Annotated in this window: 25 protein-coding genes; 10 read left to right on the top strand and 15 right to left on the bottom strand. The window is 63.2% G+C overall.

What is annotated here, in order from left to right:
* Nucleotides 1–25: 25 nt before the first annotated feature.
* Nucleotides 26–1,222, bottom strand: a complete 1,197-nt coding sequence (locus tag QCM77_RS18500; RefSeq protein ID WP_279664506.1) for a M24 family metallopeptidase — start codon at nt 1,220–1,222, stop codon at nt 26–28.
* Between the two features lie 457 nt (nt 1,223–1,679).
* Between QCM77_RS18500 and QCM77_RS18495 the strand changes: the two genes are divergently transcribed.
* From QCM77_RS18495 to QCM77_RS18475, 5 genes are all read left to right on the top strand, one after another.
* Nucleotides 1,680–2,699 carry a TRAP transporter substrate-binding protein gene (locus QCM77_RS18495; protein WP_279664503.1) on the top strand — a complete coding sequence of 340 codons (1,020 nt, stop codon included), beginning with the start codon at nt 1,680–1,682 and terminating at the stop codon, nt 2,697–2,699.
* A gap of 15 nt (nt 2,700–2,714) precedes the next feature.
* The gene (locus QCM77_RS18490; RefSeq protein WP_279684487.1) at nt 2,715–4,604 is read left to right on the top strand and encodes a TRAP transporter large permease; all 1,890 of its coding nucleotides are present in this window, start codon (nt 2,715–2,717) and stop codon (nt 4,602–4,604) included.
* Nucleotides 4,605–4,627: 23 nt separating this feature from the next.
* Nucleotides 4,628–6,277: an acyl-CoA synthetase gene (locus QCM77_RS18485; RefSeq protein ID WP_279684486.1), complete on the top strand. Its 1,650-nt coding sequence runs from the start codon at nt 4,628–4,630 to the stop codon at nt 6,275–6,277.
* Nucleotides 6,278–6,439: 162 nt separating this feature from the next.
* On the top strand, nt 6,440–7,132 hold the full coding sequence (locus QCM77_RS18480; RefSeq protein WP_279684485.1) for a TetR/AcrR family transcriptional regulator: 693 nt from the start codon (nt 6,440–6,442) through the stop codon (nt 7,130–7,132).
* A gap of 325 nt (nt 7,133–7,457) precedes the next feature.
* Entirely contained in the window at nt 7,458–8,939 is a 1,482-nt protein-coding gene (locus QCM77_RS18475) for an NCS1 family nucleobase:cation symporter-1 (protein ID WP_279684484.1), read from the top strand.
* 121 nt (nt 8,940–9,060) lie between these two features.
* Here the strand turns inward: QCM77_RS18475 and QCM77_RS18470 are convergent, their stop codons facing one another.
* Entirely contained in the window at nt 9,061–9,579 is a 519-nt protein-coding gene (locus QCM77_RS18470; protein WP_279684483.1) for a hypothetical protein, read from the bottom strand.
* Between the two features lie 186 nt (nt 9,580–9,765).
* Here QCM77_RS18470 and QCM77_RS18465 point away from each other — a divergent pair, with 186 nt between their 5' ends.
* Genes QCM77_RS18465 through QCM77_RS18455 form a run of 3 tightly spaced genes read left to right on the top strand, consistent with a single transcriptional unit; the run spans nt 9,766 to nt 10,916 of the window.
* Entirely contained in the window at nt 9,766–10,503 is a 738-nt protein-coding gene (locus QCM77_RS18465; protein WP_279684481.1) for a hypothetical protein, read from the top strand.
* Entirely contained in the window at nt 10,431–10,670 is a 240-nt protein-coding gene (locus QCM77_RS18460) for a helix-turn-helix transcriptional regulator (RefSeq protein ID WP_462804335.1), read from the top strand. Before QCM77_RS18465 ends, QCM77_RS18460 begins: the two co-directional genes overlap by 73 nt.
* A 9-nt stretch (nt 10,671–10,679) precedes the next feature.
* Nucleotides 10,680–10,916 carry a hypothetical protein gene (locus QCM77_RS18455; RefSeq protein WP_279684479.1) on the top strand — a complete coding sequence of 79 codons (237 nt, stop codon included), beginning with the start codon at nt 10,680–10,682 and terminating at the stop codon, nt 10,914–10,916.
* 36 nt (nt 10,917–10,952) lie between these two features.
* On the opposite strand, the gene QCM77_RS18450 is transcribed toward QCM77_RS18455, so the two are convergent.
* The 9 genes from QCM77_RS18450 to QCM77_RS18410 form a co-directional block, all read right to left on the bottom strand.
* Entirely contained in the window at nt 10,953–11,930 is a 978-nt protein-coding gene (locus tag QCM77_RS18450) for a TRAP transporter substrate-binding protein (protein ID WP_279684477.1), read from the bottom strand.
* Nucleotides 11,931–11,969: 39 nt separating this feature from the next.
* On the bottom strand, nt 11,970–13,283 hold the full coding sequence (locus tag QCM77_RS18445) for a TRAP transporter large permease (protein WP_279684476.1): 1,314 nt from the start codon (nt 13,281–13,283) through the stop codon (nt 11,970–11,972).
* Between the two features lie 2 nt (nt 13,284–13,285).
* Entirely contained in the window at nt 13,286–13,879 is a 594-nt protein-coding gene (locus tag QCM77_RS18440; protein WP_279664490.1) for a TRAP transporter small permease, read from the bottom strand.
* A gap of 180 nt (nt 13,880–14,059) precedes the next feature.
* A complete protein-coding gene (locus QCM77_RS18435) occupies nt 14,060–14,857 on the bottom strand; it encodes an MBL fold metallo-hydrolase (RefSeq protein WP_279664489.1) in 798 nt (265 codons plus the stop codon).
* 13 nt (nt 14,858–14,870) lie between these two features.
* Nucleotides 14,871–15,647, bottom strand: a complete 777-nt coding sequence (locus QCM77_RS18430; RefSeq protein ID WP_279664488.1) for a TatD family hydrolase — start codon at nt 15,645–15,647, stop codon at nt 14,871–14,873.
* Between the two features lie 12 nt (nt 15,648–15,659).
* Nucleotides 15,660–17,669 (bottom strand): methionine--tRNA ligase, encoded by a 2,010-nt coding sequence (metG, locus tag QCM77_RS18425; RefSeq protein ID WP_279664486.1) that lies wholly within the window; start codon nt 17,667–17,669, stop codon nt 15,660–15,662.
* 48 nt (nt 17,670–17,717) lie between these two features.
* Nucleotides 17,718–18,764, bottom strand: a complete 1,047-nt coding sequence (locus tag QCM77_RS18420) for a DNA polymerase III subunit delta' (protein WP_279664485.1) — start codon at nt 18,762–18,764, stop codon at nt 17,718–17,720.
* Nucleotides 18,761–19,447, bottom strand: coding sequence for a dTMP kinase (gene tmk / locus QCM77_RS18415; protein WP_279664484.1), 687 nt, complete (start codon nt 19,445–19,447; stop codon nt 18,761–18,763). Before tmk ends, QCM77_RS18420 begins: the two co-directional genes overlap by 4 nt.
* Before the next feature lie 2 nt (nt 19,448–19,449).
* Nucleotides 19,450–20,712, bottom strand: coding sequence for a D-alanyl-D-alanine carboxypeptidase family protein (locus tag QCM77_RS18410; protein WP_279684475.1), 1,263 nt, complete (start codon nt 20,710–20,712; stop codon nt 19,450–19,452).
* Between the two features lie 152 nt (nt 20,713–20,864).
* Between QCM77_RS18410 and QCM77_RS18405 the strand changes: the two genes are divergently transcribed.
* Complete coding sequence (locus QCM77_RS18405) at nt 20,865–21,821, top strand: alpha/beta fold hydrolase (RefSeq protein WP_279664482.1); 957 nt, start codon at nt 20,865–20,867, stop codon at nt 21,819–21,821.
* On the opposite strand, the gene QCM77_RS18400 is transcribed toward QCM77_RS18405, so the two are convergent.
* From QCM77_RS18400 to QCM77_RS18385, 4 genes are all read right to left on the bottom strand, one after another.
* Complete coding sequence (locus QCM77_RS18400; RefSeq protein ID WP_279664480.1) at nt 21,818–22,342, bottom strand: GNAT family N-acetyltransferase; 525 nt, start codon at nt 22,340–22,342, stop codon at nt 21,818–21,820. The genes QCM77_RS18405 and QCM77_RS18400 overlap by 4 nt on opposite strands.
* 4 nt (nt 22,343–22,346) lie before the next feature.
* Nucleotides 22,347–22,889, bottom strand: a complete 543-nt coding sequence (locus QCM77_RS18395; RefSeq protein WP_279664478.1) for a phage tail protein — start codon at nt 22,887–22,889, stop codon at nt 22,347–22,349.
* Between the two features lie 39 nt (nt 22,890–22,928).
* Nucleotides 22,929–23,456 (bottom strand): phage tail protein, encoded by a 528-nt coding sequence (locus tag QCM77_RS18390; protein ID WP_279664476.1) that lies wholly within the window; start codon nt 23,454–23,456, stop codon nt 22,929–22,931.
* A gap of 105 nt (nt 23,457–23,561) precedes the next feature.
* Nucleotides 23,562–24,098 (bottom strand): phage tail protein, encoded by a 537-nt coding sequence (locus QCM77_RS18385; protein WP_279664475.1) that lies wholly within the window; start codon nt 24,096–24,098, stop codon nt 23,562–23,564.
* A gap of 526 nt (nt 24,099–24,624) precedes the next feature.
* Between QCM77_RS18385 and QCM77_RS18380 the strand changes: the two genes are divergently transcribed.
* Nucleotides 24,625–25,927 (top strand): beta strand repeat-containing protein (locus QCM77_RS18380; protein WP_511337204.1); only part of this gene is annotated, 1,303 nt, incomplete at its 3' end.

Genomic DNA, 25,927 nt, shown 5'->3' with positions numbered 1-25,927 from the left:
TGTAAGCGCGGTGGGTGGTGCCAGCCTACAGCGCACTGCTCCCCAAATTCCAGCCGCGCCCACCCTCGCCGAAAATCTCGTATCCCGTCGCCGTCACCGCGACCGTATCCTCCAGCTTGATAAACCCGCGGCTGGGATGCTTCATCGTGGTCTCGATCGACACCACCATGCCGGGCTCGAGCGGCAGGCGGGCGTCGGTGTCGTCGTAGGGGATTGGGCCCTTGGCGGTCAGGCGAGGGGCCTCGTGGCTGACGAGGCCCATGCCGTGGGCCAGGAAATCGGTGCAGTCGCGCTGGGTGATCTGGGCGAGCTGCCGCTCGGCCGCGACGTAGATGTCGCCGCCCATGGCGCCGGGCCGGACCGCGGCGAAGGCGGCGCGCTGGACCGCCTCGATCTCGGCAAGACAGTCCTTCAATTCGGCGTCGGGATCGCCGAGCACGGCCATGCGCGCGAGATCCCCGATATAGCCGTGATAATTGCCGCCGGAGTCGAGCGACAGCACCTCGCCTTGCTCCCAGCGCTGCGCCGACGGCGCGCGGTTGTGGCTGTTGCCGCAGGCGAGCAGGCAGTATTCGAAGGTCAGCCCGCGGTTGGCTTCGGAGATGCGCAACGCATCCGACAATTGCTGCTTGGTCGTGCCCGGCCCGTGCCCGGCGATCACCTCCAGCATGGACGCGATGACGAGCTCGGATGCCGTCTTGAGTTTTGCAAGCTCGTCCGCCGACTTCACCGCGCGCAGTCGTTCCAGCACCAGCAGCGCGTCCTTGAGCTCGGCGCCGGGCAGGGCATCGACGAGCGCCTGGCCCGCATCCATCGGCAGGAACGCCATCTCGACCCCGACCCGCTTCAAGGGTACGCCGGCGTCGCGGATCAGGCTTACGGCCCGCGTGACCGCATCGACCGAGCCGTTGGACTCGGTCCGGACCTGCGCCACCCATGGCGGCGCAACGCTGCGCTGATGGGTCTCCAGCCGGTGTCCGATATAGACGGCTTTCTCCGGCGCGCCCTTGGGATAGACCAGGACCGGCAGATAGCGGCTGACGCCCAGCGCATCCATGTAGTCGAAGAAGATCGCGCGCTCGGCACCCAGCAGGTACTGCACATTGTGCTTGGAGGTCGCGACCAGGACGTCGAGGTGAGCTGCCTCCATCAGGCGGTCGAGCTTGGCGGCGTCGAATGGAATGGCGCGCGAGCGGTCTGCGCGGGCGACGTGCTGCGGCATGATGAACCTCCCAATGCTGCCGTGGCCTCAACCGCTGCGTCGGTTTGCCCGGGGCTTGTTGGCGGCAAGTGTGAGCCGAGAGAGGGGTTCCTGGGTAGGTGCGCATTTATCTGGCCTGATCTGCACAGCCATATCCATGATTCGCATAAGGTATATTATGGAATATATTTATATACAATCAGATCAATTATTTAGCCAGAACTCCTACCACCGCGCCTTCGCTCGCCGCCCGTTTGCTGCCCGCCCGTCACACGTCGTCCCAACTCTCGACGCCTACTGTGCATGGGGTTGTTTTCGCATTTTTGAATCCGGCCCATGCCTCCGAAAGCCGATATTGCCGTGACGATGTCCGGCTGCAATAAGCGAGGCTTCGCGAGATCGCAGATGACCTTCTGACTCGACGTCCGTATAGGTTTGCATCTCAGAACAACAACAAACCTCCCGAGGAAGCAGACCCATGAGCTTTTCCCGCCGCACGCTTCTCAAGGCCTCCGCCGCGACCGCGGTCCTGGGCGGCCTCAGTGCGCCCCATGTGGCCCGCGCCCAGAGCGCCGAGTTCACCTACAAATACGCCAACAACCTGCCGGACACCCATCCGCTGAACGTGCGCGCCAAGGAGATGGCCGCGGCGATCAAGGCCGAGACCAACGGCAAGTTCGACCTCCAGATCTTCCCGAACAACCAACTCGGGTCCGACACTGACATGCTGAGCCAGATCCGGTCCGGCGGCGTCGAGTTCTTCACGCTGTCGGGGCTGATCCTGTCGACCCTGGTACCGGCGGCGTCCATCAACGGCATCGGCTTCGCGTTCCCGGACTACGACACGGTCTGGAAGGCCATGGACGGCGATCTCGGCGCCTTCGTCCGCGGCGAGATCAAGAAGGCCGGGCTCGAGGTCATGGACAAGATCTGGGACAACGGCTTCCGCCAGACCACGTCGTCGAGCAAGCCGATCACCGGTCCGGACGATCTCAAGGGCTTCAAGATCCGTGTGCCGGTGTCGCCGCTGTGGACCTCGATGTTCAAGGCCTTCGATGCGGCGCCCGCCTCGATCAATTTCGCCGAGGTCTATTCCGCGCTCCAGACCAGGATCGTCGAGGGCCAGGAGAACCCGCTGGCGATCATCTCGACCGCTAAGCTCTACGAGGTGCAGAAATATTGCTCGCTGACCAATCACATGTGGGACGGCTTCTGGTTCCTGGCCAATCGTCGGGCGTGGAGCAGCCTGCCCGAGGATGTGCGCACCATCGTCGCCAAGAACATCAATGCCGCAGCGGTCAAGGAACGTGAAGATACCGCCAAGCTCAATGCCAATCTCCAGCAGGAGCTCGCGGCCAAGGGTCTGACCTTCAACCAGCCCGCGGTCGCGCCGTTCCGCGACAAGCTGCGGTCCGCCGGCTTCTATGCGGAGTGGAAAGGCAAATATGGCGACCAAGCCTGGGACCTGCTGGAAAAGGCCGTCGGCAAGCTGTCGTAACGCGTTGGAGCCGTCATGGCTCATATCGAGGTCGAGGTGAACGGAGTGGCGGGCGAGGCGACTGTTCGGTCCCCTCGCCGATCTTCGTTGCTGGCCTCAACGGAGCGCGCACTCGGCCTCCTCGTCGAAATCCCGGCGGCGATCCTGGTCGTCGCCGAGATCGCGATCCTGTTTGCCGGCGTGGTCGCGCGCTATGGCCTGCACCGGCCGCTGATCTGGTCCGACGAGCTCGCCTCGATCCTGTTCCTGTGGCTCGCGATGCTGGGCGCGGCGGTGGCGTTCCGCCGCTCCGAGCACATGCGCATGACCGCTGTCGTCGCCAGCGCCAAGCCTGCGATGCGGGCCTGGCTGGATCTGGTGGCGACCTGCGCGGCGCTGGCCTTCCTGGCGCTGATCGTCTGGCCGTCCTGCGACTACGCCTACGAGGAAAGCTTCATCACCACGCCGGCGCTCCAGATCTCCAATATGTGGCGCGCCGCGGCGCTCCCGGCCGGGATCTGCCTGATGGCGGCGTTCGCGCTGTTGCGGCTGCTGCGCGCAGCCGATTACCGCATGGTGCTGACGGCCGTGATGTCCGTTGCTGTCGTCGTCGGCTTGTTCTGGCTGGCGCAGCCTTATCTGCGACCGCTCGGCAACCTCAACCTCGTCATCTTCTTCGTCGGCGTCGCCGGCTTCTGCGTCTTTGCCGGCGTGCCCATCGCGTTCGGCTTCGGGCTCGCCATCTTCGGCTATCTGGCACTGACCACGCGCACGCCGGTCATGGTGCTGGTCGGGCGGATGGACGAGGGCATGAGCCACCTCATCCTGCTCTCGGTGCCGCTGTTCGTATTCCTGGGGCTGCTGATCGAAATGACCGGCATGGCACGGGCCATGGTCGCGTTCCTGGCGAGCCTGCTCGGCCACGTCCGCGGCGGGCTGCATTACGTCCTTGTCGGCGCCATGTACCTGGTCTCCGGCATCTCCGGCGCCAAGGCCGCCGACATGGCGGCGGTCGCGCCCGTGCTGTTCCCGGAGATGAAGCAGCGCGGCGCCAAGCCCGGCGATCTCGTCGCGCTTCTTGCCGCCACGGGCGCGCAGACCGAGACCATTCCGCCGAGCCTCGTGCTGATCACGATCGGATCGGTCACCGGCGTCTCGATCGCCGCGCTGTTCACCGGCGGCCTGTTGCCCGGCGTGGTGCTGGCGGTCACGCTGTGCATGCTGGTGTGGTGGCGCTACCGCCACGAGGACATGAGCCATGTTCGCCGCGCCACGGGTGGCGAGATCGGCAAGACCTTCGTCGTCGCCCTGCCCGCGCTCGCGCTGCCCTTCGTGATCCGCTACGCCGTGGTCGAGGGCATCGCGACCGCGACCGAAGTCTCCACCATCGGCATCGTCTATGGCGCCCTGGTCGGCCTCTTGGTCTACCGCCGCTTCGACTGGCGGCGGCTGTTTCCGATGCTGGTCGAGACCGCGGCGCTGTCGGGCGCGATCCTGCTGATCATCGGCACGGCGACCGGCATGGCCTGGGGCCTGACCCAGTCCGGCTTCTCGCGCTCGCTGGCGTCCGCCATGACCGGATTGCCGGGCGGCGCGGCGACCTTCATCGCCGTCTCGATCCTGGCCTTCACCATCCTCGGCAGCGTGCTGGAGGGCATCCCGGCGATCGTGCTGTTCGGGCCGCTTTTGTTTCCGATCGCCCGTGCCGTCGGCGTGCATGAGGTGCACTATGCCATGGTGATCATTCTCGCCATGGGTATCGGGCTATTCGCGCCGCCCTTCGGCGTCGGCTATTATGCCGCCTGCGCCATCGGACGCGTCGATCCGGCCGAAGGCATCAGGCCGATCTGGGGCTATTTGCTGGCGCTGCTGGTGGGATTGATCGTCGTCGCTGTCTTCCCGTGGATCTCGATCGGATTCCTGTAAGCCGGCGCGTGAGGGAGGTGTCGATGAGCAAGCGGCAGAACCAGTACAATACCGGCCTCGACAAGACGCCCGCCAACTACGTGCCGCTGAGCCCGTTGAGCTTCCTCGCGCGCAGCGCCGCCGTCTATCCCGATCACGTCAGCACGGTCTACGAGGGGCGCAGCTTCACCTGGCGCGAGACGCATGAGCGCTGCAAGCGCTTTGCGTCCTGGCTTGCGAACAAGGGCATCGGCGCCGGCGACACCGTGGCGGCGATGCTGCCGAACATTCCGGCAATGAACGAGGCGCATTTCGCCGTTCCCATGACGGGTGCCGTGCTCAACGCGCTCAACATCCGGCTCGATGCGCCCTCTATCGCGTTCCAGCTCGACCATGGCGGCGCCAGGATCATCCTGGTCGATCCGGAATTCTCTAGCGTGATCACCGATGCGCTCGCGCAGATGACCGGACCGAAGCCGTTCGTGATCGACGTCGACGATGCCGCATTCAACGGCGGCAAGCGCATCGGCGAGATCGAGTATGAGGCCGCCGTCGCGCAAGGCGATCCGAATTTCGCGGCGATCCTGCCGGGCGATGAATGGGACGCGATCGCGCTGAGCTACACCTCGGGCACCACGGGCAATCCCAAGGGCGTCGTCACCCATCACCGCGGCGCCTATCTGAACGCCGTCAGCAACATCCTCGCGGGCAATCTCGGCCAGCATCCGGTCTATCTCTGGACGCTGCCGATGTTCCACTGCAACGGATGGTGTTTTCCCTGGACCATTGCGGCCGCCGCCGGCATCAATGTCTGCCTGCGCAAGGTCGAGCCGACCAGGATCTTCGAGCTGATCAAGCAGCACGGCGTCACCCACATGTGCGGCGCGCCGATCGTCTACAACACGCTGATCAACGCGCCCGATGCACCGAAGGGCGCCGCCGCGCGCCGCGTCGTCGGCTTGATCGCCGGTGCCGCGCCGCCCGTTGCGGTGCTCGAAGGCGCCGAGAGCATCGGGATCAAGCTGACGCATGTCTACGGCCTGACCGAGGTCTACGGCCCCGCCTCCGTCTGCGCCGAGCAGCCCGGCTGGGATGATCTGCCCGCAGCCGAGCGCGCCAGCCTGAAGCGGCGGCAGGGCGTGCCCTACCCGCTCGAGGAAGGCGTCACCGTCATCGATCCGCAAACCATGAGGCAAGTGCCGCGCGACGGCGAGACCATCGGCGAGGTCATGTTCCGCGGCAACATCGTGATGAAGGGCTATCTCAAGAACGACAAGGCGACCAAGGAAGCCTTCGAAGGCGGCTGGTTTCACACCGGCGACCTCGGCGTGCTCGACGCGCACGGCTACGTCATCATCAAGGATCGCTCCAAGGACATCATCATCTCCGGCGGCGAGAACATTTCCTCCGTCGAGGTCGAGGACATCCTCTACAAGCACCCCGCCGTGCTGTTCGCCGCCGTGGTCGCAAAGCCCGATCCGAAATGGGGCGAAGTGCCCTGCGCCTTCGTCGAACTGAAGGACGGCGCGAGCGCGAGCGAAGCCGATATCATCGCCTTCTGCCGCTTGCATATGAGCGGCTTCAAGACGCCGAAGTCCGTCGTGTTCGGGCCGATCCCGAAAACGTCGACGGGAAAGATCCAGAAATTCCTGCTGCGCAACGAGGTGGGATCGGCGAAGGCGATCTCGACCTGAGTTGATTCCATGGACCTGCCTACGCATTGAGGAGTCCCTGCCCGGCCTAGTTGCTTGATAAAGCTGGACAGGCAAGGCAATTTCCGCCCGGAATCGCAGCAATCCGGCGAACCATCCCGCTCAGCCTTCCCGCGTGAAGGCAAAACTCCCCATTGAGGCTCTATGGCAGCCACGTCCGCCGACAAGCTGAAACTTTTTCGCATCCGGCGCGCGCCAAAAGGCGGCCGCAAGGCGGCGCCGGGCCCGGACATCGAAGGAAAAATCCTCGATGCGGCGGAGTTCGTCTTTGGGCATTTCGGCTTTCGCGGAGCGACGACGGCACTGATCGCTAAAAAGGCCTCGATCGCGAAACCCCACATCTACTACTATTTCGAGGACAAGGAGGATCTGTATCGCGCGGTGCTGGAACGCGCGATGAACATGTGGGCACGAGACATGGATAGTCTCGACATGACGTCCGATGTCGAGACTATCCTCGTGCGCTACATCAGCAGGAAGATCGATTTCTCGCGAGATCACCCGCATCTGTCGCGCATCTATGCCAACGAAATCATCAGCGGCGCGCAATTCATCGGCAGCTTTATCGAAAAAGTCTCGACCCCGTTGCTGCTCGACAAGGTCAAGACGCTCGACCAATGGGCGGCGAGCGGAGCGATTCGCCAGATCAGCGCTGTCGATCTTTTCTTCTGCATCTGGGCGATGACCCAGGCCTATGCGGATTATTCCAGCCAGATGATCATCATGAAGGGCAAGAGACAGCTTGAAGAGGCTGACTACGCCGCGGCCAAGGCGACGATCATCCAGCTCGTTCTCGGCGGACTTGGCCTTTCGGGCCATGCCGGGCCCGGCGCCTAGCCCATTGTTCGGCCGCTCGTTTTTCGCGAGCGCACCTGTTTCCCCTACCGCCGCCATTTCGCTCATGCGCGGGACATCCTGGCGAGAACCGCGACACGACCTCCGGCTGCAGCGAGGCGTTTGCGCCAATAACCGGCGCAAGTTGAAAAATTCGTGTTTGTAAAAATCTTTTATCGATCGTAAAATAGTTTTATCGATCGTTATAAAAATGGCATGTCGCTTGCTTCGATCCGATCGTCCGCAAAGTGCGGGCATCAACAGCGGGGATTTGCGGATTCCCAACGAGGGCAGTTGCTCCTGCGCCAGCAAATTCGAGGTAGAGGACATGTCATCCAAGAGCGGCGACGTTCCCACACTGATCATCACGGGGGCCCATCCAAAGCTTTACAATCACGACCTTGCTCCAACTGCGCCTGAGGGACGAACCTGGGGTGTATTCAGCCTGTTCGCGATGTGGATGTCTGACGTCCACTCGGTCGGCGGCTATACGTTCGCCGCAAGCCTCTTTTTTCTCGGCTTGACCGGATGGCAAGTCCTCATCTCGATGACGGTTGGCATCACGGCGGTCTATTTCCTGATGAACCTCATCGGTCGTCCATCCCAACGCTACGGCATTCCCTTCCCGGTCATGGCGCGCGTGTCGTTCGGGGTGATGGGGGCCAATCTTGCCGCCACGGTGCGGGGCGTCGTCGGCATCGTCTGGTATGGCGTGCAGACCTACTTCGCCTCGAAGGCGGTTCAGATTCTCATCGTCACCCTGGTTCCCTCGGCGGCCGATCTCACACATAACAGCATCGTTGGCCTGTCGACCCTCGCATGGTTCAGCTTTCTCTTCATGTGGCTGTTCCAGCTGATCATCTTCCTGAGCGGTATGGAGCGCATCCGCCGCTTCATCGATTTCTGCGGGCCGGTGGTTTACGTCATCATGTTCGCCCTTGCGATCTGGATGCTGTGGCAGAGCGGTCTTTCGAGCCTGTCGCTTCAGCTCAGTCCTCCCGCGGCCTCGAACACGGCAACGGTTGGAGTGATGGCCAATGCCGCGATGCTGATCGTCGCCTATTTCTCGGCTCTCTTGCTCAACTTCGGCGACTTCGCCCGGTTCGCCAAGGACGAGGATGCCATGAGGAAGGGAAATCTGCTCGGCCTGCCGGTCAATTTCCTGGTGTTTTCGATCATCACTGTGATCGTGACGGCCGGTACGCTGAAGGTTTTCGGGGAAGCGATCATGGATCCGGTCTTGATCGTCGAGAAAATCGGCAATCCGATTGTGGTCATCGTCGGCTCGATTACGTTCATCGTCGCCACCATGGGCATCAACATCGTCGCCAACTTCGTCTCGCCCGCCTATGACATCTCCAACCTCAATCCGGAGCGCATCAATTTCAGGATGGGCGGCCTTATCACGTCCATCCTGTCGGTGCTGGTCTGCCCCTGGCTGTTCGTCGCGAGCCCCTCGGCCATCACGCTGTTCGTCAGCGTCTTCGGCTCAACGCTCGGACCGATGTTCGGCATCATGATCGCCGACTACTATCTCGTGAAAAAGCAGATCGTGAAGGTCGAAGACCTCTACACGATGTCGCCGAGCGGCGCGTTCAACTACGAAGGGGGCTGGAATCACAGGGCGCTGATCGCGCTCACCCTCTCCGGTACGCTGTCCATCGGATTGTCCCTGTTCGGTGCCTATGGACTGATCTTCAATGTCGGCGACTGGGGATGGCTCATCGGGGCGAGCGTCGGCGGATTGATCTATCGAGCCCTCTCGAAAGAGCAAAGGTCGCTTTCCGTCATCGTCGGAGCGGGCGAATGACATTCGGAGTTGCGGGTCGACCGCCACTTGGGCGGCGCTCCCGCAACACTCTGAGCATGCGCGTTCGGTCGAACGCGCATGCAAACCCGAGACGACGTCGCAGTGATCGGTGGCGATGTCGCTACCCGTTGCCAGCCCCCTCGCCGGTCTTGGCTGGTCGCAGATCTGCAACCGCTCCCTCCAATATGGCGGCAACCTCCAGCAGCGAGATCACCAGGCGCGGCGTCCGCCTGAGCCTCTCGTCGACCGCGACGGCGAACAGATCGTTCCGCTTCCGGCTACCGAGCAATCGCCATCGTCCAAAGGCGATCTTGTGGACGTTACCGGAGACAAATCCGACAGACGCCCACAGTTGCTTGGATTCCAGCAGGAGCTCGCCGGCCATCCGATCCATCACGGTGACGATCGCGATCAGATCGTCGGTCGCGCCCGCTAGACCGTGTGCGCGGTTGCCCGGATCGATGTCGTGGAATCTCCGTTCGACCGGAGGCTTCGGCAACGGCCTGGCTTGCAATTCAGCAAGTCCGTCCAGCAGCGCGGCGAACCGGGAGCGAGCAGCGCGAACAAGATCCTCCAGGAAGGACAGATTGGTCTGCGCCGACACCGACATGGCGTGCGGTTTGATCGTTCTGAAATGCATCAATGCTCCGGAGGCAACCAACGTGAAAGTTGAAGTGTTGCCGCAATCTAGGGGCGCGGGACCCGAGACGCTTGAACGTCCTGAGCCACGATTGATCGAAACGAGCCTGCCAGGAAATCAGGCAAGGGCATCAAAACGGAGCGCAGACCGGGTCGATCGTGTTCGGCCGTGCATTGGGAGCACATCATGACCGATGATGGCCTCTACGGCGATCGGCTTGCGAAGCTATTTCCAATGATCCGCGACCCGAGCTCGGGCATCGTCAAGTCACTACAAAAGGGAACGTTCGCCGCGGTGCGGATGGCATATTCCGGACCGGTCGGCGATCCGACGCTGCCGTCGCCTCCCGACGAGGCCTTCGCACTTTGCCTTCGGCTGCGGCATCAGAGAGCCGAGACATGGCTGGATGGCCGATACGCGCCCAAGGGCGCCTTGAAGGACGAGACGAGCATATACGATCTGCGATGTGAAACGATCGTTCACTTCCGCGATCCCTTTGACTTTCTTTACCTGTATCTGCCCCATGGCACGCTAAATGAGCTGGCGAACCAGCTTGATATCGGTCGCGTTGAATATGATGTTGCCGCGGGCGCGAACTTCCTCGATCCAGTCATGGCTCATCTCGGCGGTTGCCTTCTGCCGTTGCTCGAAAGACCGCATGAGGCCAACGAGCTGTTCGTGGGCCACGTTGCGATGGCGCTGAATACTCATTTCCTCAAGAAATATGCCGTTGGCCGACCTCGCGATCGCTCTTACCGCAGCGGATTGGCGCCATGGCAACTTCGGACGGCGAAGGCACTCATTCGCGCGAATCTCGATGGCGAGATCCCGTTGGTACGGATCGCCAGCGAATGTGCCTGTCAGCCGCCCACTTTGCCCGCGCTTTCCGAGTCAGCACAGGAACACCGCCGCACCGATGGTTGATGAATCAGCGGATCGAGCAAAGCAAGGCACTGCTGCTAGGCTCGCCGCTGTCGCTCACGGAGATTGCCATCAAATGCGGCTTCGCGGATCAGAGCCATTTTACCAGAGTATTCTCAACCGCAACGGGGGCCACACCAGGCCGCTGGCGATTGGTTCGCAAGGGCTAATATCCAAATGTGGAGCGACGCCATGATTTTAGCGCGGGGCAGTCGATCCCAGCGGCGTTCCAGTCCCTCCCTCGTCAGGGCTTCATCATCGGCGGCACGGCATTGGCGCCGAACGCGGCGCTGACAGGCGTGGCGCTCGAGCTGCGGGACCTGAGGGGCTGGTCTGCCTCGGCGAATGTCGACAGCGAAGTGTCGAGCCTGGTGCGCTCCTACACCGGCAAGGCCATCCTGCGTTACGCCTGGTGACCCTGCCGCGAGATCGAGCGAAATGCCTCTGCGTCGCTACATCTTCTTATAGGCGTCAATCAGCGCCTGGCCGTCGGGCCCAGCTTTCTTGAGCCAGTCGGAGGTGAGCTGTTCGCCGATCTTCTGGAAGCCGGCCTTGAGTGCGGGGGTCGGCGGCTCGACAGCCATGCCCTTGGCCTTGAGCTGGTCGATGTACCAGGTGCTCTTGTCCTCCCAGGCCTTCCAGCCGCGCGTTTCCGCGGTCGCGGCGGCCTTGAGGATGGCCTCCTGGGTCGGCTTGTCGAGCGCGTCGAACGCGGCCTTGTTGACGAAGGTGTAGTCCTTCGGGATCCAGGCCTGCACGTCATAGAAGTACTTCAGCGACTCCCATGCCTTCGCATCGTAGCCCGTGCCGCCCGACGACATGAAGGAGTTCACGACGCCGGTCGCAAGTGCCTGCGGCAGCTCGGCGGCCTGGATGGTGACGGACTGCGCACCGACCAGCTCGCCAATGCGCGCGGTTCCAACGTTATAGGCCCGCCATTTCAGGCCCTTCATGTCTTCGATCGTCGCAAGCGGCTTGCCGACATAGACGCCCTGCGGCGCCCACGGCACGACGAACAGCAGCTTGAGGCCCTGCGCATCGAGCTTTTTGGCAATCAACGGCTTCGACGCCTGATACAATTTCATCGCCTCCGGGAAGCTGGTCGCGAGAAACGGCACCACGTCGATCCCGAACACCGGATCCTCGTTCTCGTGGATCGACAGCAATACTTCGCCCATCTGCGCCTGCCCGGTCATCACCGCGCGCTTGATATCGGGCGCCTTGAACAGCGAGGCGCCGGGATGAACCGTGATCTGGAGCTTTCCGGACGTGGCGGCTTCGACGTCCTTGGCGAACGCGACCAGATTTTCCGAATGCGGATTGTCGGCGGGATACGCTGCCGGCAGATTCCATTTGGTTTGAGCCAAAGCGGGTGTTGCGGCCAGCATGACGCCGGCTATCAGGCCTGCACGGGCTAAACGAGACTTCATCGGACTTCTCCTCACGGTCAATTTGAAAGCCAGGCGCGGTCAATCGGGGAAAGCGAGCTTGGGCAGAAACAGAACGATCTGCGGATACTCCGTGATGATGAACACGGCGACCAGCAGGAGGATAAAGAACGGGAATGCCGCCCGCGCAACGGTGAAAGTGTCGCGCCCGCTCATGTTCTGGAGCACGAACAGATTGAAGCCGACCGGTGGCGTGATCTGCGCCATCTCGACGTGGATGATGAGGTAGACGCCGAACCAGACCAGGTCGAGACCGGCCTGCTTGACCATTGGCAGCACGATCACGGCGGTGAGAACGATCATCGAGATGCCGTCGATCAGGCAGCCGAGGATGATGTACATGATGCTCAGATACAGCGCGAGCATGCCCGGCGTGAGCTGTTGGCCCTGAACCCAGGTGGCGAGTGCCGCCGGAATGCCCGTATAGGCCATCGCAGCCGTGGTGTAGGCCGCGCCCGCCAGGATCAGCATGATCATGCAGGTCAGGCGCGTCGCGCTCATGATGCTCTCGAGGAAGTTCTTGCGCGTGAGCGTGCCGCTCCACCACGCCAGCAGCAGCGCGCCCGTGACGCCCCACGCGGCGCACTCCGTCGCCGTCGCAAAGCCGAGCACCAGCGAGAGGAAGACCGCCAGGATCAGCAACAGGCAGGGCGCAAGCCTCGCCGACTCGCGCAGCTTCTGGCGAAACGACATCGGGGGATCACGCGGCGGAATCTTCTTCGGGTTCAGCAGCGACCAGATGATGATGTAGCCGGAATAAAGCACCATCACGAGCACCCCCGGCAGAAAACCGCCCAGGAAGACCTGAAGCACCGAGACATTCGCCGTGACCGCATAGACCACCATCGGGATCGACGGCGGGATCAGGAGTCCGAGCGTGCCGGAGCCCGCGAGCGAGCCGAGACTCAAGCCCTTGTCGTAGCCACGCTTGTCGAGCTCGGGCAGCGCGATCTTGCCAATGGTCGCACAGGTCGCCGCCGACGAGCCCGACACCGCCGCGAAGATGCCGCAGCCGATCACGTTGACATGAGTGAGGCGCCCGGGCAGCCACTGAACCCAGGGCGACAGGCCCCGGAACATTTCTTCCGACAATTTGGTGCGGAAGAGGATCTCGCCCATCCAGATGAACAGCGGCAGCGCGGCCAGTGTCCACGACGAGCTGGCGCTCCATGTCGTGGTAGCGAGCACCGCGCCGAGCGGCAGACTCGTCGTCAGTGCCATCGCCACGAATCCGACGAGGCCGAGCGAGACCGCGATCCAGACGCCGCTTCCCAACAGCAGGATCATGACGCCGAGCAGGACGAACGACAGCTCGATCATGCCGAGATTGGCCATCGTCAACCTCCGCCGCCCTGCGAGATGCGCTCGATGAATTCGTCCGGGGTCTCGTCCGGCGAGCCCTTCTCGTAGCTCGGCCGGTTGCCGCCGACGACACTGACCATTTCATCGATGAGCGCGATCGACAGGATCACGAGACCGCCGGCAAAGCCGAGCTGCGGAATCCAGAGCGGCAGCGCGACGACGCCCTGCGCCACGTCGTTGAAGCGCCAGGAATCATAGGTCATCTGCACGGCATGCCGGGTGAAATAGAGAACGAAGGCAGTGGCAATGCCAAGCGCCACGATCTCCGCCACCTGCTTGGTCCGACCGTGCAGACGCTCCAGCAGCAGGCCGACGCGGATCATCTCTCCACGCTTGAAGGTGTGTGCGAGGCCGAGGAAAGCCATCGCGGCCATGCACCAGGAGGCGAAATCATCGCCGGCGGGAATGTTGATCGCAAACTGGCGCCCGACCGACATGATCATCATGATTGCGAAGATCGCAACCATGAAGACGCCGGCGGCGTAGCCCGCACCGAGATAAAGGAGATCCAGAGCGCGTCGCACCAGTCCCCGGTTCGTTACATCGTCCCCTGCCAACGCGATCCCCAATCTTCACACGCGGCGATTCAAACGGTCCCGGCGCAAACGGTCCCGAAGACGGCACATCGCGTGCCAGTCCTGCATGAATATCGCCCTGCCCAGCGCCTGTCTTTCAGACGTTAGATCAACATGATGGGGCCCACGTAAGCAAGGAGTATGCCGGCTCGTGCCGGAATTTCCACCGCAGGTTCAGCGCGTCTCCAGCCGCAGCCCGTCATAGGCCGGCACCACCCCCGCCGGCAGCGACTGCCGGATCACCTCGTAATCGACGTCGGCAGTCATGTTGGTGATGACGGCGCGCTTCGGCTTGAAGCGGTCGATCCAGGACAACGCATCGTTGATGCTGAAATGGCTGACATGGCTGGTGTAGCGCAGGCCATCGACGATCCAGAGGTCCAGATTTTCCAGTGCGCTCCAGCTCTCGCGCGGGATGTCGTTGAGGTCGGGCGTATAGGCGGCATCGCCGATGCGATAGCCGAGCGCGGGAATGTTGCCATGCTGCACCAGGAAAGCGGTCATCGTCACCGCGCCGCCCTTCCCCAGGATGGTCTGGCTTTCACCGGCCTCGATCGAATGCCCCGTCAGGATCGGCGGATAGTCGCTGCCCACCGGCGAGACGAAGCAATAGGAGAACCGCGACATGATGTCGTTCGCAGTCGTCTGATTGAGATAGGTCGGAATCCGCCGGCGCATGTGCATCACGACCGAACGCAGATCGTCCATGCCGTGAGTCTGGTCGGCGTGCTCGTGGGTCAGGAACACTGCATCGATGTGGTCGACATTGGTCGAGAGCAATTGCTCGCGCAGGTCCGGCGAGGTGTCGATCAAGATGCGCGTGGTGCCGTCGCCCGAGGCCTGCTCGACCAGCAGCGAACAGCGGCGGCGGCGGTTCTTGGGATTGTTGGGATCGCAGGCGCCCCAGCCGAGTGCCGGGCGCGGCACGCCGGCGGAGGAGCCGCAGCCCAGGATCGTCAACGTCAGCGTCATGCGGCTCCCAGTTCTAAGCTTTCACCCTGGAGAACAGGCGAAAGAAGTTTTCGCTTGTCTGGCGCGAGATCTCGTCAAACGACACGCCGCGTGTTTCGGCGAGCACTTTTGCGACCTCGACCACATAGGCCGGCTCGTTGCGCTTGCCCCGGAACTTGCCGGGCGCAAGATAAGGTGAGTCTGTTTCAACCAGAATACGGTCAGACGGCAGTTCGGCCGCAAGCGCGCGCAAGGCTTCGGACTTCTTGAAGGTCAGGATGCCCGTGAAGCCGATATAGAGCCCGAGCGACACTGCCTTCAACGCCAGTTCGCGCCCGCCGGTGTAACAATGCAATACGGCGCGAAACGATCCCTTCGCAGCCTCCTCCTCCAGGATGCGGCCGCAATCCTCGTCCGCCTCGCGGGTGTGGATCACCAGCGGCAGCCCGGTGGCGCGAGCGGCGGCGATGTGGGCACGAAAGCCCCTCGCCTGCGCCTCCGGCGAGCCGTTATCGTAGAAATAGTCGAGCCCGGCTTCGCCGAGCGCGACGACCTTGGGATGCTGCGTCAGCGCGATCAGCTCGTCCGGCGCGATGCCGTCTTCCTCATCCGCGTTGTGCGGATGGGTGCCGACCGAGCAATAGACGTCGTCATAGCGCTCGGCGATGGTCAGAAGCTGGTTCAGCTTTCGCACTCGCGTCGAGATCGTGACCATGCGGCCGATACCGGCCGCTCGCGCGCGCGACACGATCCCGTCGAGATCTTCCGCAAAGTCTGGAAAATCCAGATGACAGTGGCTGTCGACCAACATCAAACGAACGCCCTAGGCTGCCGGCTCGATGTAACGCGGGAACGCCGGCGTCGGCGCCGGCAGCGTCGTACCGGGCGCGATGCGCGTTGCACCGCCGAGCGCGGCGAAGTTGCGTTCCCCTTCGGGGATACCGAGGCTGTCGAGCAGCAATCCCGAGGCCGTCGGCATCACAGGCTGGGCCAGGATCGCGATCTGGCGCACGACTTCGGCGGTGACGTAGAGCACCGTCTTCTGCCTGACGGGATCGGTCTTGGCCAGCGCCCACGGCGCCTCGCCCGCGAAATAGCGGTTGGCCTCCGCCACCACGGCCCACACGGCGTTGAGCCAGTGATGGATCTGCTGGCTCGCCATCGCTTCGCGTGACGCGGCGATCATGCCGTCGGCCATCGCCAAAATCGCCTTGTCGTGGTCGCTGAATTCGCCGGGCTCCGGGAGCAGGCCGCCGAGTTGCTTGGCGATCATCGACAGCGAGCGCTGCGCGAGGTTGCCGAGATCGTTGGCGAGATCGGCATTGATGCGCGCCACGATGGCCTCGTGATTGTAGTTGCCGTCCTGTCCGAACGGCACCTCGCGCAGGAAGAAATAGCGCATCTGGTCGACGCCGTACTGGTCGGCGAGGTTGAAGGGGTCGACCACGTTGCCGACCGACTTCGACATCTTCTCGCCCCTGTTGAACAGGAAGCCATGCGCATAGACCCGCTTCTGCACGGGAATGCCGGCCGACATCAGGAACGCGGGCCAGTACACCGCATGGAAGCGGATGATGTCCTTGCCGATGATGTGCACGTCGGCCGGCCAGTAGCGCCAATTCTTGTCGCTCTCGTCGGGGAAGCCGACGCCGGTGATGTAATTGGTGAGCGCATCGACCCAGACATACATCACGTGCTCTTCGTCACCGGGCACCTTGACGCCCCAATCGAAGGTGGTGCGCGAGATCGAGAGATCGCGCAGGCCGCCCTTGACGAAGCTCACCACCTCGTTCTTGCGGGAGTCAGGCCCGATGAAATCGGGACGATCCGCGTAGAGCTTGAGCAGCTTGTCCTGATAGGCGGACAGGCGGAAGAAGTAGCTCTTCTCCTCGACCCATTCGACCGGCGTGCCCTGCGGCCCGAGCCGCACACCGTCATCGTTCAGGCGCGTCTCGTCCTCGGCGTAGTAGGCTTCGTCGCGGACCGAATACCAGCCGGCATAGGTGTCGGCATAGATGTCGCCGTTCGCCTCCATGCGGCGCCAGATCTCCTGGCTGGAGCGATGATGCTGCTCCTCTGTGGTGCGGATGAAGCGGTCGAACGACACGTTCAGACGCTCGTCCATTTCCTTGAAACGGGTGGCATTGCGGGCCGCAAGCGCGGACGGGGTCAGGCCCTCGTTCTGCGCGGTCTGGATCATCTTCAGACCGTGCTCGTCGGTGCCGGTCAAGAAGAACACATCCTTGCCGTCGAGCCGCGCGAAGCGGGCCAACGTATCGGTCGCGATCGCCTCATAGGCGTGTCCGATATGCGGATGGCCGTTGGGATAGGCGATCGCGGTCGTGATGTAGAAGACGTCGTCGCGCGCGGGGGCAGCCACGGGCGTGATGGCCTGCGGCGCTGCAACGGGCTTCGGTGCGCGCGGCACCTTGGGCTTCGATACTTTGGGCTTCACAGCCGGCGTGGCGACAGGAGCCGGCGCGGCGGTCATGGCAGGCGCACCCACCCTCGCCTTCTTGGTCACCTTCTTCGCAGGAGCCTTGACCTGCTGCTTGGCGGAATTGCTGGCGGCCTTCTTTTTCGAGACCTTCTTTTTCGAGACCTTCTTGGCAACGACCTGCTTCTTCGCAGCCTTCTTTGCGGACTTCGCCGCGCTCTTCTTCACGCGCTTCTTGGCGACAGTCTTTTTGGTCTTCGTGGCTTTCTTGACCTTCTTGGCAGCTTTGCGCGCGAGCGCCTTCACAGCCTTCTTCGCGGATTTCTTTACGGGCTTCGTGGCAGCCTTCGTCTTGCTGCTCTTGCCTTTAGCGGTCTTCTTAGCTCGCGTTGCCACGACGAATTCCTTTTACCGGCTTCTCGAAATTTGGAAACGAACCTGCGCCTAGCGCGTTGCGTCCGCCAGCCAGCCGAACACCGAGAAAACCAAGGGCTTTCGCTCCAGATTGTAGGTTTCGGTGTCGCGTGCGGCGCGGACGATCTTTTCCCATACCTCAGCTAGGCGCGCAAGGCGCGGCAGGTTCTGGTTGGCATTGGCCTCGTCGGCATGCAGGCGTTCCGCGATCCAGCGATCGATGCCGTCGATGAAAGCGGCAAGCGCAACGCGGTCGCTGGTGCCGAGCGATTCGCCGAGCGTGTGCAATTCGCGCGGATCGACCTGCGGCAGTCGCGCCAGCAGCGCGGCCGTGCGCTGCTGGAGCTTCAGGGCATCACCGCCGAGCAGCGTCAGCGCCCGCGCGACGCTGCCCTCGGAGGCCTCCGCCGCCTCGCGCAACGCCGGATCGTTCGGATCGATGTCTGCGGTTGCAGCGGCCGCACCAATCACATCGTCGGCTGCGAGCGCGCGCAGACGCAGCTTGCGGCAGCGCGACTGAATTGTGGCGAGCACGCGCGCCGGCGCGTGGCTCACCAAGAGGAACAGCGATTGCTGCGGTGGTTCCTCGAGAATTTTCAGCAGCGCGTTGGCGGCATTCGGATTGAGCTCGTCGACGGTGTCGACGATGCAGACGCGCCAGCCTTCGGCCGCTGCGGTCGATCCGAAGAATCCGATCGTCTCGCGCGTCTCGTCCACGGTGATCACGGTGCGCATCACGCCGCGATCGTTCGCGGTGCGCTCCAGCGTCAACAGGCCGCCATGCGAGCTGGCCGCAACCTGCCGCGCCACGGCGTTCTCAGGATCGATCGCGAGGCTCTCGGCGCGCTGCACGGCGGGCGCCAGCGGCTGGCCGTGGGCGAGCACGAAGCGCGCCATCCGATAGGCCAGCGTCGCCTTGCCAATGCCTTGCGGTCCGCCGATCAGCCAGGCATGCGGGATGCGCCCGCTGCGATAGGCGGCAAGCAGCGCGGTCTCGGCCTCGCGATGGCCGAACAGAAGGCTCGTCTCGCGCGGATGCGGAATGGCGGGTTCGCGCTCGGTCTGACGCGGGCTCATATGGACACCACCGATGCCGGCGTCGGAAGGAGGCGATCGCGCAACGCGGTCCAGACGCGTCCGGCAACCGTATCGGGGTCGGAATTGGCGTCGATCAGCACGCAGCGCGCGGGATCGTCGGCCGCGATCTTGCGATAGGCCTCGCGCAGACCCTGATGGAAACCGAGCTTCTCGGCCTCGAACCTGTCTGGCGTGCCGCTGCCGCGGCGTGCGGCCGCGCGCTGCAGGCCGATCTCGACCGGCAGGTCGAGGATAAGGGTGAGGTCCGGCTTGAGATCGCCGATCGTGACCCGCTGCATCGCGTTGATCAGCGCCGCCGGCACGCGGCCGACGCTGCCCTGATAGGCCCGCGTCGAGTCGGCGAAGCGGTCGCACAGCACCCAGGTGCCCTGGTTGAGCGCGGGCTGGATCACGGTGCGGACATGGTCGTCGCGGGCGGCCGCGAACAGCAGCGTCTCGGCCTCAGGTCCCAAAAGCTTACCCATGCCTGACAGCACCAGATGGCGCATGATCTCGGCGCCCGGCGAGCCGCCCGGCTCGCGCGTGACGAGGATGCGCATCCTTGCCGCCTTGAGACGGTCGGCGAGCTTCTTGATCTGGGTCGACTTGCCCGTCCCCTCGCCGCCTTCGAAGGTGACGAAGCGTCCGCGTCCGGACGGCCACTTTACCGCGCTTTCACTCATGATCAGAGCTTCTCGGCGCCCGCGCGGAACATGCCGATCACGAGCTCGCTGGCGCCGTCGATTGCACGCCGCATGGTCGAGCCGGTACCGATCGCGTCAGCGGCATAGACCGGCGTCTCCACCGCGATGTTGCCGCTGCGCCAGACCCTGACCACGCCGACCTTATGGCCGGCCTCGACCGGCGCGCGCACCGGACCACTATAGACGACGCGCGCGATCAGCTTGTCGCTGCCGTTCTTGTGCACCATCACCTTCACGGGCGTCTTGGCGACCAGTTTCACCGAGCGGCTCTCGCCGCCGAACACCTTGGCGTAGCCTACCGGCTGGTCGGCCGCCATCAGCGTACGGGTCTCGAAATTGCGAAAGCCCCATTCCAGCATCTTCTTGGCTTCCGTGGCGCGGTCCTCGGGGTCTTCAAGCCCGTTGACGACGACGATCAGCCGCGTGCCGTTCTGCACCGCCGAACCGACCATGCCGTAACCACCTTCCTTGGTGTAGCCGGTCTTCAGACCGTCGGCGCCTTCCATCGAATTGAGCAACGGATTGCGGTTGGGCTGGCGGATCTTGTTCCAAGTGTACTCTTTCTCGCCGAACAGTTTGTAGAATTCGGGGAAGTCGAGAATGATGTGCCGGGCAAGGATGCCGAGCTCGCGCACCGTCATCTTGTTGCCGGGGTCGGGCAAGCCGTTGGAATTGCCGAAGGTCGACTTCGTCAGGCCAAGCTCGCGGGCGCGCTTGGTCATGAAATCGGCGGCGAAGATGCGTTCATTGCCGGCGATGCCTTCGGCCAGCGCGATGCAGGCGTCGTTGCCGCTCTGGATGATCGCGCCGTGCAGGAGGTCGTCGACAGAGACCTTGCTGTTGATGGCGGCGAACATGGTCGAGCCGCCCGAGGGCGCCCCGCCTTTGCGCCAGGCATTCTCGCTGATCCGGTATTCGTCGGTCGGCTTGACGTCGCCCTTCTTGATGGCGTTGAAGACGACCTCCGCCGTCATCAGCTTCATCATGCTGGAGGGCGCGCGCAGCTCGTCGGCGTTCTTCTCGAACAGCACGCTGCCGCTGGAGGCTTCGATCAGGATCGCGGTCGGGGCATCGCCGTCGAAGCCGGAATCTTCCGTTTTCTTGGCGCCCTGAACGCTCTGGTTGGCGGCGTAGAGCGCCCCGCCCCAGCCAATGCCCGCGATCAGAACCGCAGCGATCAGCCCGCGCGCCAGCGCTCCGGCGGTGAACCGGGTGCGACGAGACGAAGAAAGACGAAATGCCATGGCCAAGCCCTGAGAGCGGCGTTCTAACAGTTGGAACCGGTGCGAACAACACGGGGCTGGCCGCTTGTCCGGAGATTGCACGATTCTCGTCGCGCCCCTATCGTGGCACCTTATAATTCCTGACCAAACCCCTGAAACAAGGCGGAAAAGCGATGTCCTCCACCCGTGTGATCAAGGCCAACGGGATCGACCTGTTCATCCGAGAAGCCGGTCAGGGTCCGCTGGTGGTGCTGTGCCATGGCTGGCCGGAACTCTCGTACTCCTGGCGCCACCAGATCCCGGCGCTGGCCGAAGCCGGGTTTCGCGTCGTCGCCCCCGACATGCGCGGCTATGGCCAAAGCTCAGCGCCGCCCGACGCGACGGCCTATTCGATCTTCGACACGGTCGGCGACGTCGTCGGCCTCGTGCAGGCGCTCGGCGAGAGCAAAGCCATGGTGGTCGGCCACGACTGGGGAGCACCGGTGGCGTGGCACGCGGCGCTGTTTCGGCCGGACGTCTTCACGGCGGTCGCCGGCCTGAGCGTGCCGCCGCCGTTCCGCGGCCGCGGCAAGCCGCTCGACCTTCTGCGCCAGGGCGGCGTCACCAATTTCTATTGGCAGTATTTCCAGGCGCCCGGCGTTGCCGAAGCCGAGCTCGAGCATGACGTCGCGCGCACCATGCGCATCGTGCTCGGCGGGCGCGGCCTGGCCGATCCCTCCGGGGCCATGTTCGTGCAGGAGGGCAAGGGCTTTCTCGGCCATGCGACCGCCGAGGAGCCGCTGCCCGACTGGCTCAGCGAGGCTGATCTTGCCTATTTCACCGAGACCTTCCGCAAGTCCGGCTTTCGCGGCGGGCTGAACTGGTATCGCAATCTCGACCGCAATTGGGAGCTGACGGCGCCCTGGCAGGATGCCCAGATCCACCAGCCCTCGCTCTTCATTGCCGGCTCGAAAGACGCCGTCATCACCGGCCTGATCGGGGCCAAGCGCATCAACGAGCTCGAGCGCGTGCTGCCCAACCTGACGCGAAAGCTGATCATCGAGGGCGCCGGCCATTGGGTCCAGCAGGAGCGGCCCGAGGAGGTGAATGAGGCGCTGGTGAAGTTTCTGCGCGAGCATACGCAACGCTAGCACGTAAAGTGCTTCCGCATTTCGATATGCGCAGGACTGCTTTCGCCGTCCTCGACAAAGCCGAGCCGGATATAGAGACGCCGCGCCGCCGTGTTGCTCGCGAGGACTATCAACGTGAGCAACATTGCGGACTGTTCTCGCGCAGCCGCTTCGACGGCGTTGATGACCTTGGTCCCGATCCCCTGACCGCGATCGGACGGCAGCAAGCCGATGTCGATCACATGCCAACGCTGACTCGCGCAATGCAGCAGTAGCCGTCCGATCGCCTTGTTCCCTCTGACAATGATGAGTGAAACGGCATCGGGATACTGCGTGGAATAACCGGTGCTCTGGGCGCGAAACTGCTGGTCGAGCACGCGATCGAGCATGGGGTTGGTCAAGCCCGCAGCGCCGAATGCGTCCCCGCGTATCCGGCCGACGAGATGGCGGAGGAAAGCCTGGTCGGCTGGCGACGCCGGTCGAAGCTGCAGGCTTGCGTCGTCGGGAAGGATGCGAAGCGCTGAGCCCTGCCCTGTCGCCATTTGCTCAACTGAAAGACGGAAAGATGCCGGAGTAGGCGATGCACCACACGATGGCCAGGGTCGGTTGCATGTTGTCGTGCGGAAGTCCTTGTCCGGTCATCGTGACGGTGCTGAACGTCAAGTTGAGAGTGGCCGGCGGAGGCACGAAGCCGTTGAAGCCAGGATCAATCGCCACCATGTTCGAACTCGTTCCGGGTCCAGCCACCGCATTCTGCGCCGTTCTGCTGCCCAGTTGCAGGGTGTGGGTATGTGTTGCCATCTGGTCGCTGCTCAAGCTCACAGCGGCACTGCCGAGCGCCTCGCCGACGACGCGCTGCGTCAACCCGGGTCCTTGCCCCTGGCTGATCGTGACCGAGCCGTTCAAATTCGGCAGCGCGAAATTGGTCGTGCCGTTTCCGCCGTAAGCCGTGCCGATCAGCGCGAACAGCGGGGTGAAAGCCTGGACGGAGACCAGCTGCCCGAGGCAAGGCAACCACATGTTGTTGAAGCCGCCGGTCGCCCAGGGGAATGGAAACGCCTGGATTTCCCCGATAAAGGGATCTGACATGATGTCTCTCCTTGAGACTGAAGGGCGGGTGCGGACGGACTAACCTGTCGCGGGGAAGATGCCCGAATAGCAGATGCAGTAGTTGGCGACGACGGTCGGCATCATGTTGTCGTGCCCGAGGCTGTTGCCTGCCGTGGTCACGCAAGCCGCCATGATCTCATATGGAGCAGCGTTCGCGATCGGCGCGTAAAGTGTGCCGGATGAAGCAGTCGCCAGATGCACGGTCGGTCCTGGCGTTGCCGTCGTGGCTGTCGTGGTCGAGGACAGCAGCGCATGACTATGCGTCGGCATTTCCGCCTCGGTCAGCGTATGTGCTTCTTCGCCCGCGATCTGGCCAAGTGCGAAATTCGGAAGCGTGGGGCCAGCGCCTTGCCCGATCGGAACACGACCGCGAAGATCAGGCAGGTTGAAGGTCTGCGCTCCGTCTCCGCCATAGGCTGTGCCAATCACGGCATAAAGCGTGTCGTATGACGAGATCGGCAAAGATTGGCCGTTGCACGCCAACCAGCCGTTGGGCACCCGCGGAAAACCGAACAGCCGGAGCTCGCCAATAAACGGATCTGCCATCGCGTTGGATCCTTCTGTCTCGCACGCTGCGGACGAGCCGGGTGCGCAAATGCCTGAAATTTCGAGGCGTCGTATTTCGTTCGCGAGAAATTCCTCGCAGAGCGCTTAGTTTCGCGATGGATACACGCCCTGCGTCGCGATCAGATAGTTGATGACCAGGTAGGGCTGAAGATTGTTGTGCGGCTGGCCGTTACCCTCGTTCGCCAGATTTGTACCCGCAGCCAACGGCGTCTCGGTAATATTGGCTGCCAGGAAAATATATCTGTCCGCCGGCGCCGTGGTCGTTGCGAAGATGTTGTTGGTGGGAGCAGCGCCACGTCCCTGTCCGTTGGCATCCGTCGCCTGAACGAGATGATTGTGCTGTGGGAGCTGAAGTCCCGTCATGTTGACCGACACCGATCCGCCGGTCACGCCGACAGGATATTGCCCGCCCTGGCCGCTCGAACCGAGAACGGCGCGCCCGCGAAGATCGGGAAGCGCGAATGTCCTCATCCCGTCGCCGCCATAGTAGGTGCCAAGCAGTGAGAACAACGCCGAATTGGTCTGGATCGCGAGCAGCGCGCCGTTACAAAGCGCCCAGCCTCTCGGCACGTTGACGCCAGCAAAGGGCATGATCTGCCCCAGAATAGGCTGGTACGGCATGGCCCCTCCCCAAGGACACGCGGCTCATCGCGTGGTGATGCGTTGAATATCCACCGCGGCGAGTCATGAAATCATAGGATGAATTCGTTTTCGTGCGCCCGCAAAGATTGTCAGACATTACATTGCCCGAGTCAAGCGCAGCACGAGCTATCAATCTGTCTCTCACGGTTGGGTTGAATTCCGGGGTTTCTCCGTGTGCTCGCGTCGGAGCTCCGCCAAAACCCACGATTGTTGCACGTATGCAACGAACCAGATGAAAACACGCGTGATGGTGGCGCAACGGCAGGTTTCATCCGCCTTGCAGCTTGCCGCATGATAAGCCCGTGGCCTAAGTGGTGGTACTGCAAAATAACAACCATTACGCAACAACACTTTATGCAGCATTTGAGACGGGGATTGGCGGCAAGGGCGCTCCGCAGAGCGTCCGTTGCAGGGAGGACTGGTGGCGTATTTTGCCGCGATGAGTCTTGGCTGGCGTTCGAAGGGGATCCGCGCGGTTACGCGTAGTGCCTTGCAGCTAATATGCGTGGTTGCGGCCCTCGTATTGGGTTCGACGGTCGCACAGGCAGCCTGCAATTTCTCGAGCGGCTCGGGAACTGCCGCCACGATCACGATGACCGGGACCGGCGCGGGGAACGCGGTTGGTCTCTGCGTGAGCAACGACACGGTGCGATGGGGCCTGTTCGGCTCCTCGAACGGCAGCAATCCGAACATCGATACCTTCCAAAACTATCCGATGACCGCCGGCGGTTTGAGTTTAACGAACCTGAGCTACACGTCAGCCAAGGCCACCTACACCCTGGTTCCCGTCAACAACGGGTCCAACAATTTTCACACGGACGAATACGATATCCAGATCAACTCGCTGTCAGGAGGCGGCACCGACACGATCACACTTTGGTACACCAGCTCGTGCTCGCAGACCGTTCCCTGTACCTCCGGAGTTCATAGCACCGACACCTCGTTCACGATCACGGTCAACCTGCCTTCGCCTTCGGTGACATCGATTTCACCCACGTCGGGTCCGACGGCGGGTGGCACCAGCGTCGTCATCACCGGTGCCAATTTCACCGGGACGACCGGCGCCGCTGGCGTGAAGTTCGGCGCCAACAACGCAACGAGCTACGTCGTCAATTCCAATACACAGATTACCGCGGTCGCGCCGGCCGGCTCCGTCGGCACCGTCGATGTCACCGTGACCACCAATGGCGTGACATCTGCGACATCGGCCGCCGATCATTACACTTACGTCGCCGCTCCCACCGTGACATCGGTTGCTCCGACAGCGGGGCCGACTGGCGGCAGCACAACAGTGACGATTGGCGGCACCGGATTCGTCGTCGGCGCCACCACGGTCAATTTCGGCGGCGCAGCCGGGACCGGCGTCACGGTCAATTCCGCCACCTCCATCACCGTAACCTCGCCGCCCGGAGCTGCGGGGACCGTGGACGTCACGGTGACGACTGCTGGCGGCACTTCGGCCACCTCTGCGAGCGACAAGTTCACCTATCTCGCCGCTCCCACCGTGACATCGGTTGCTCCGACGACGGGGCCGACTGCCGGCAGCACAACAGTGACGATTGGCGGCACCGGATTCGTCGTCGGCGCCACCACGGTCAATTTCGGCGGCGCAGCCGGGACCGGCGTCAACGTCACTTCCGCCACCTCCCTCACCGTGACCTCGCCGCCCGGAGCTGCGGGGACCGTGGACGTCACGGTGACGACTGCTGGCGGCACTTCGGCCACCTCTGCGAGCGACAAGTTCACCTATCTCGCCGCTCCCACCGTGACATCGGTTGCTCCGACGACGGGGCCGACTGCCGGCAGCA

The sequence above is a fragment of the Bradyrhizobium nivariense genome (genome assembly GCF_029846695.2).
Taxonomy (GTDB): Bacteria; Pseudomonadota; Alphaproteobacteria; order Rhizobiales; family Xanthobacteraceae; genus Bradyrhizobium.
This window is presented reverse-complemented; position numbering and strand designations above follow the sequence as displayed.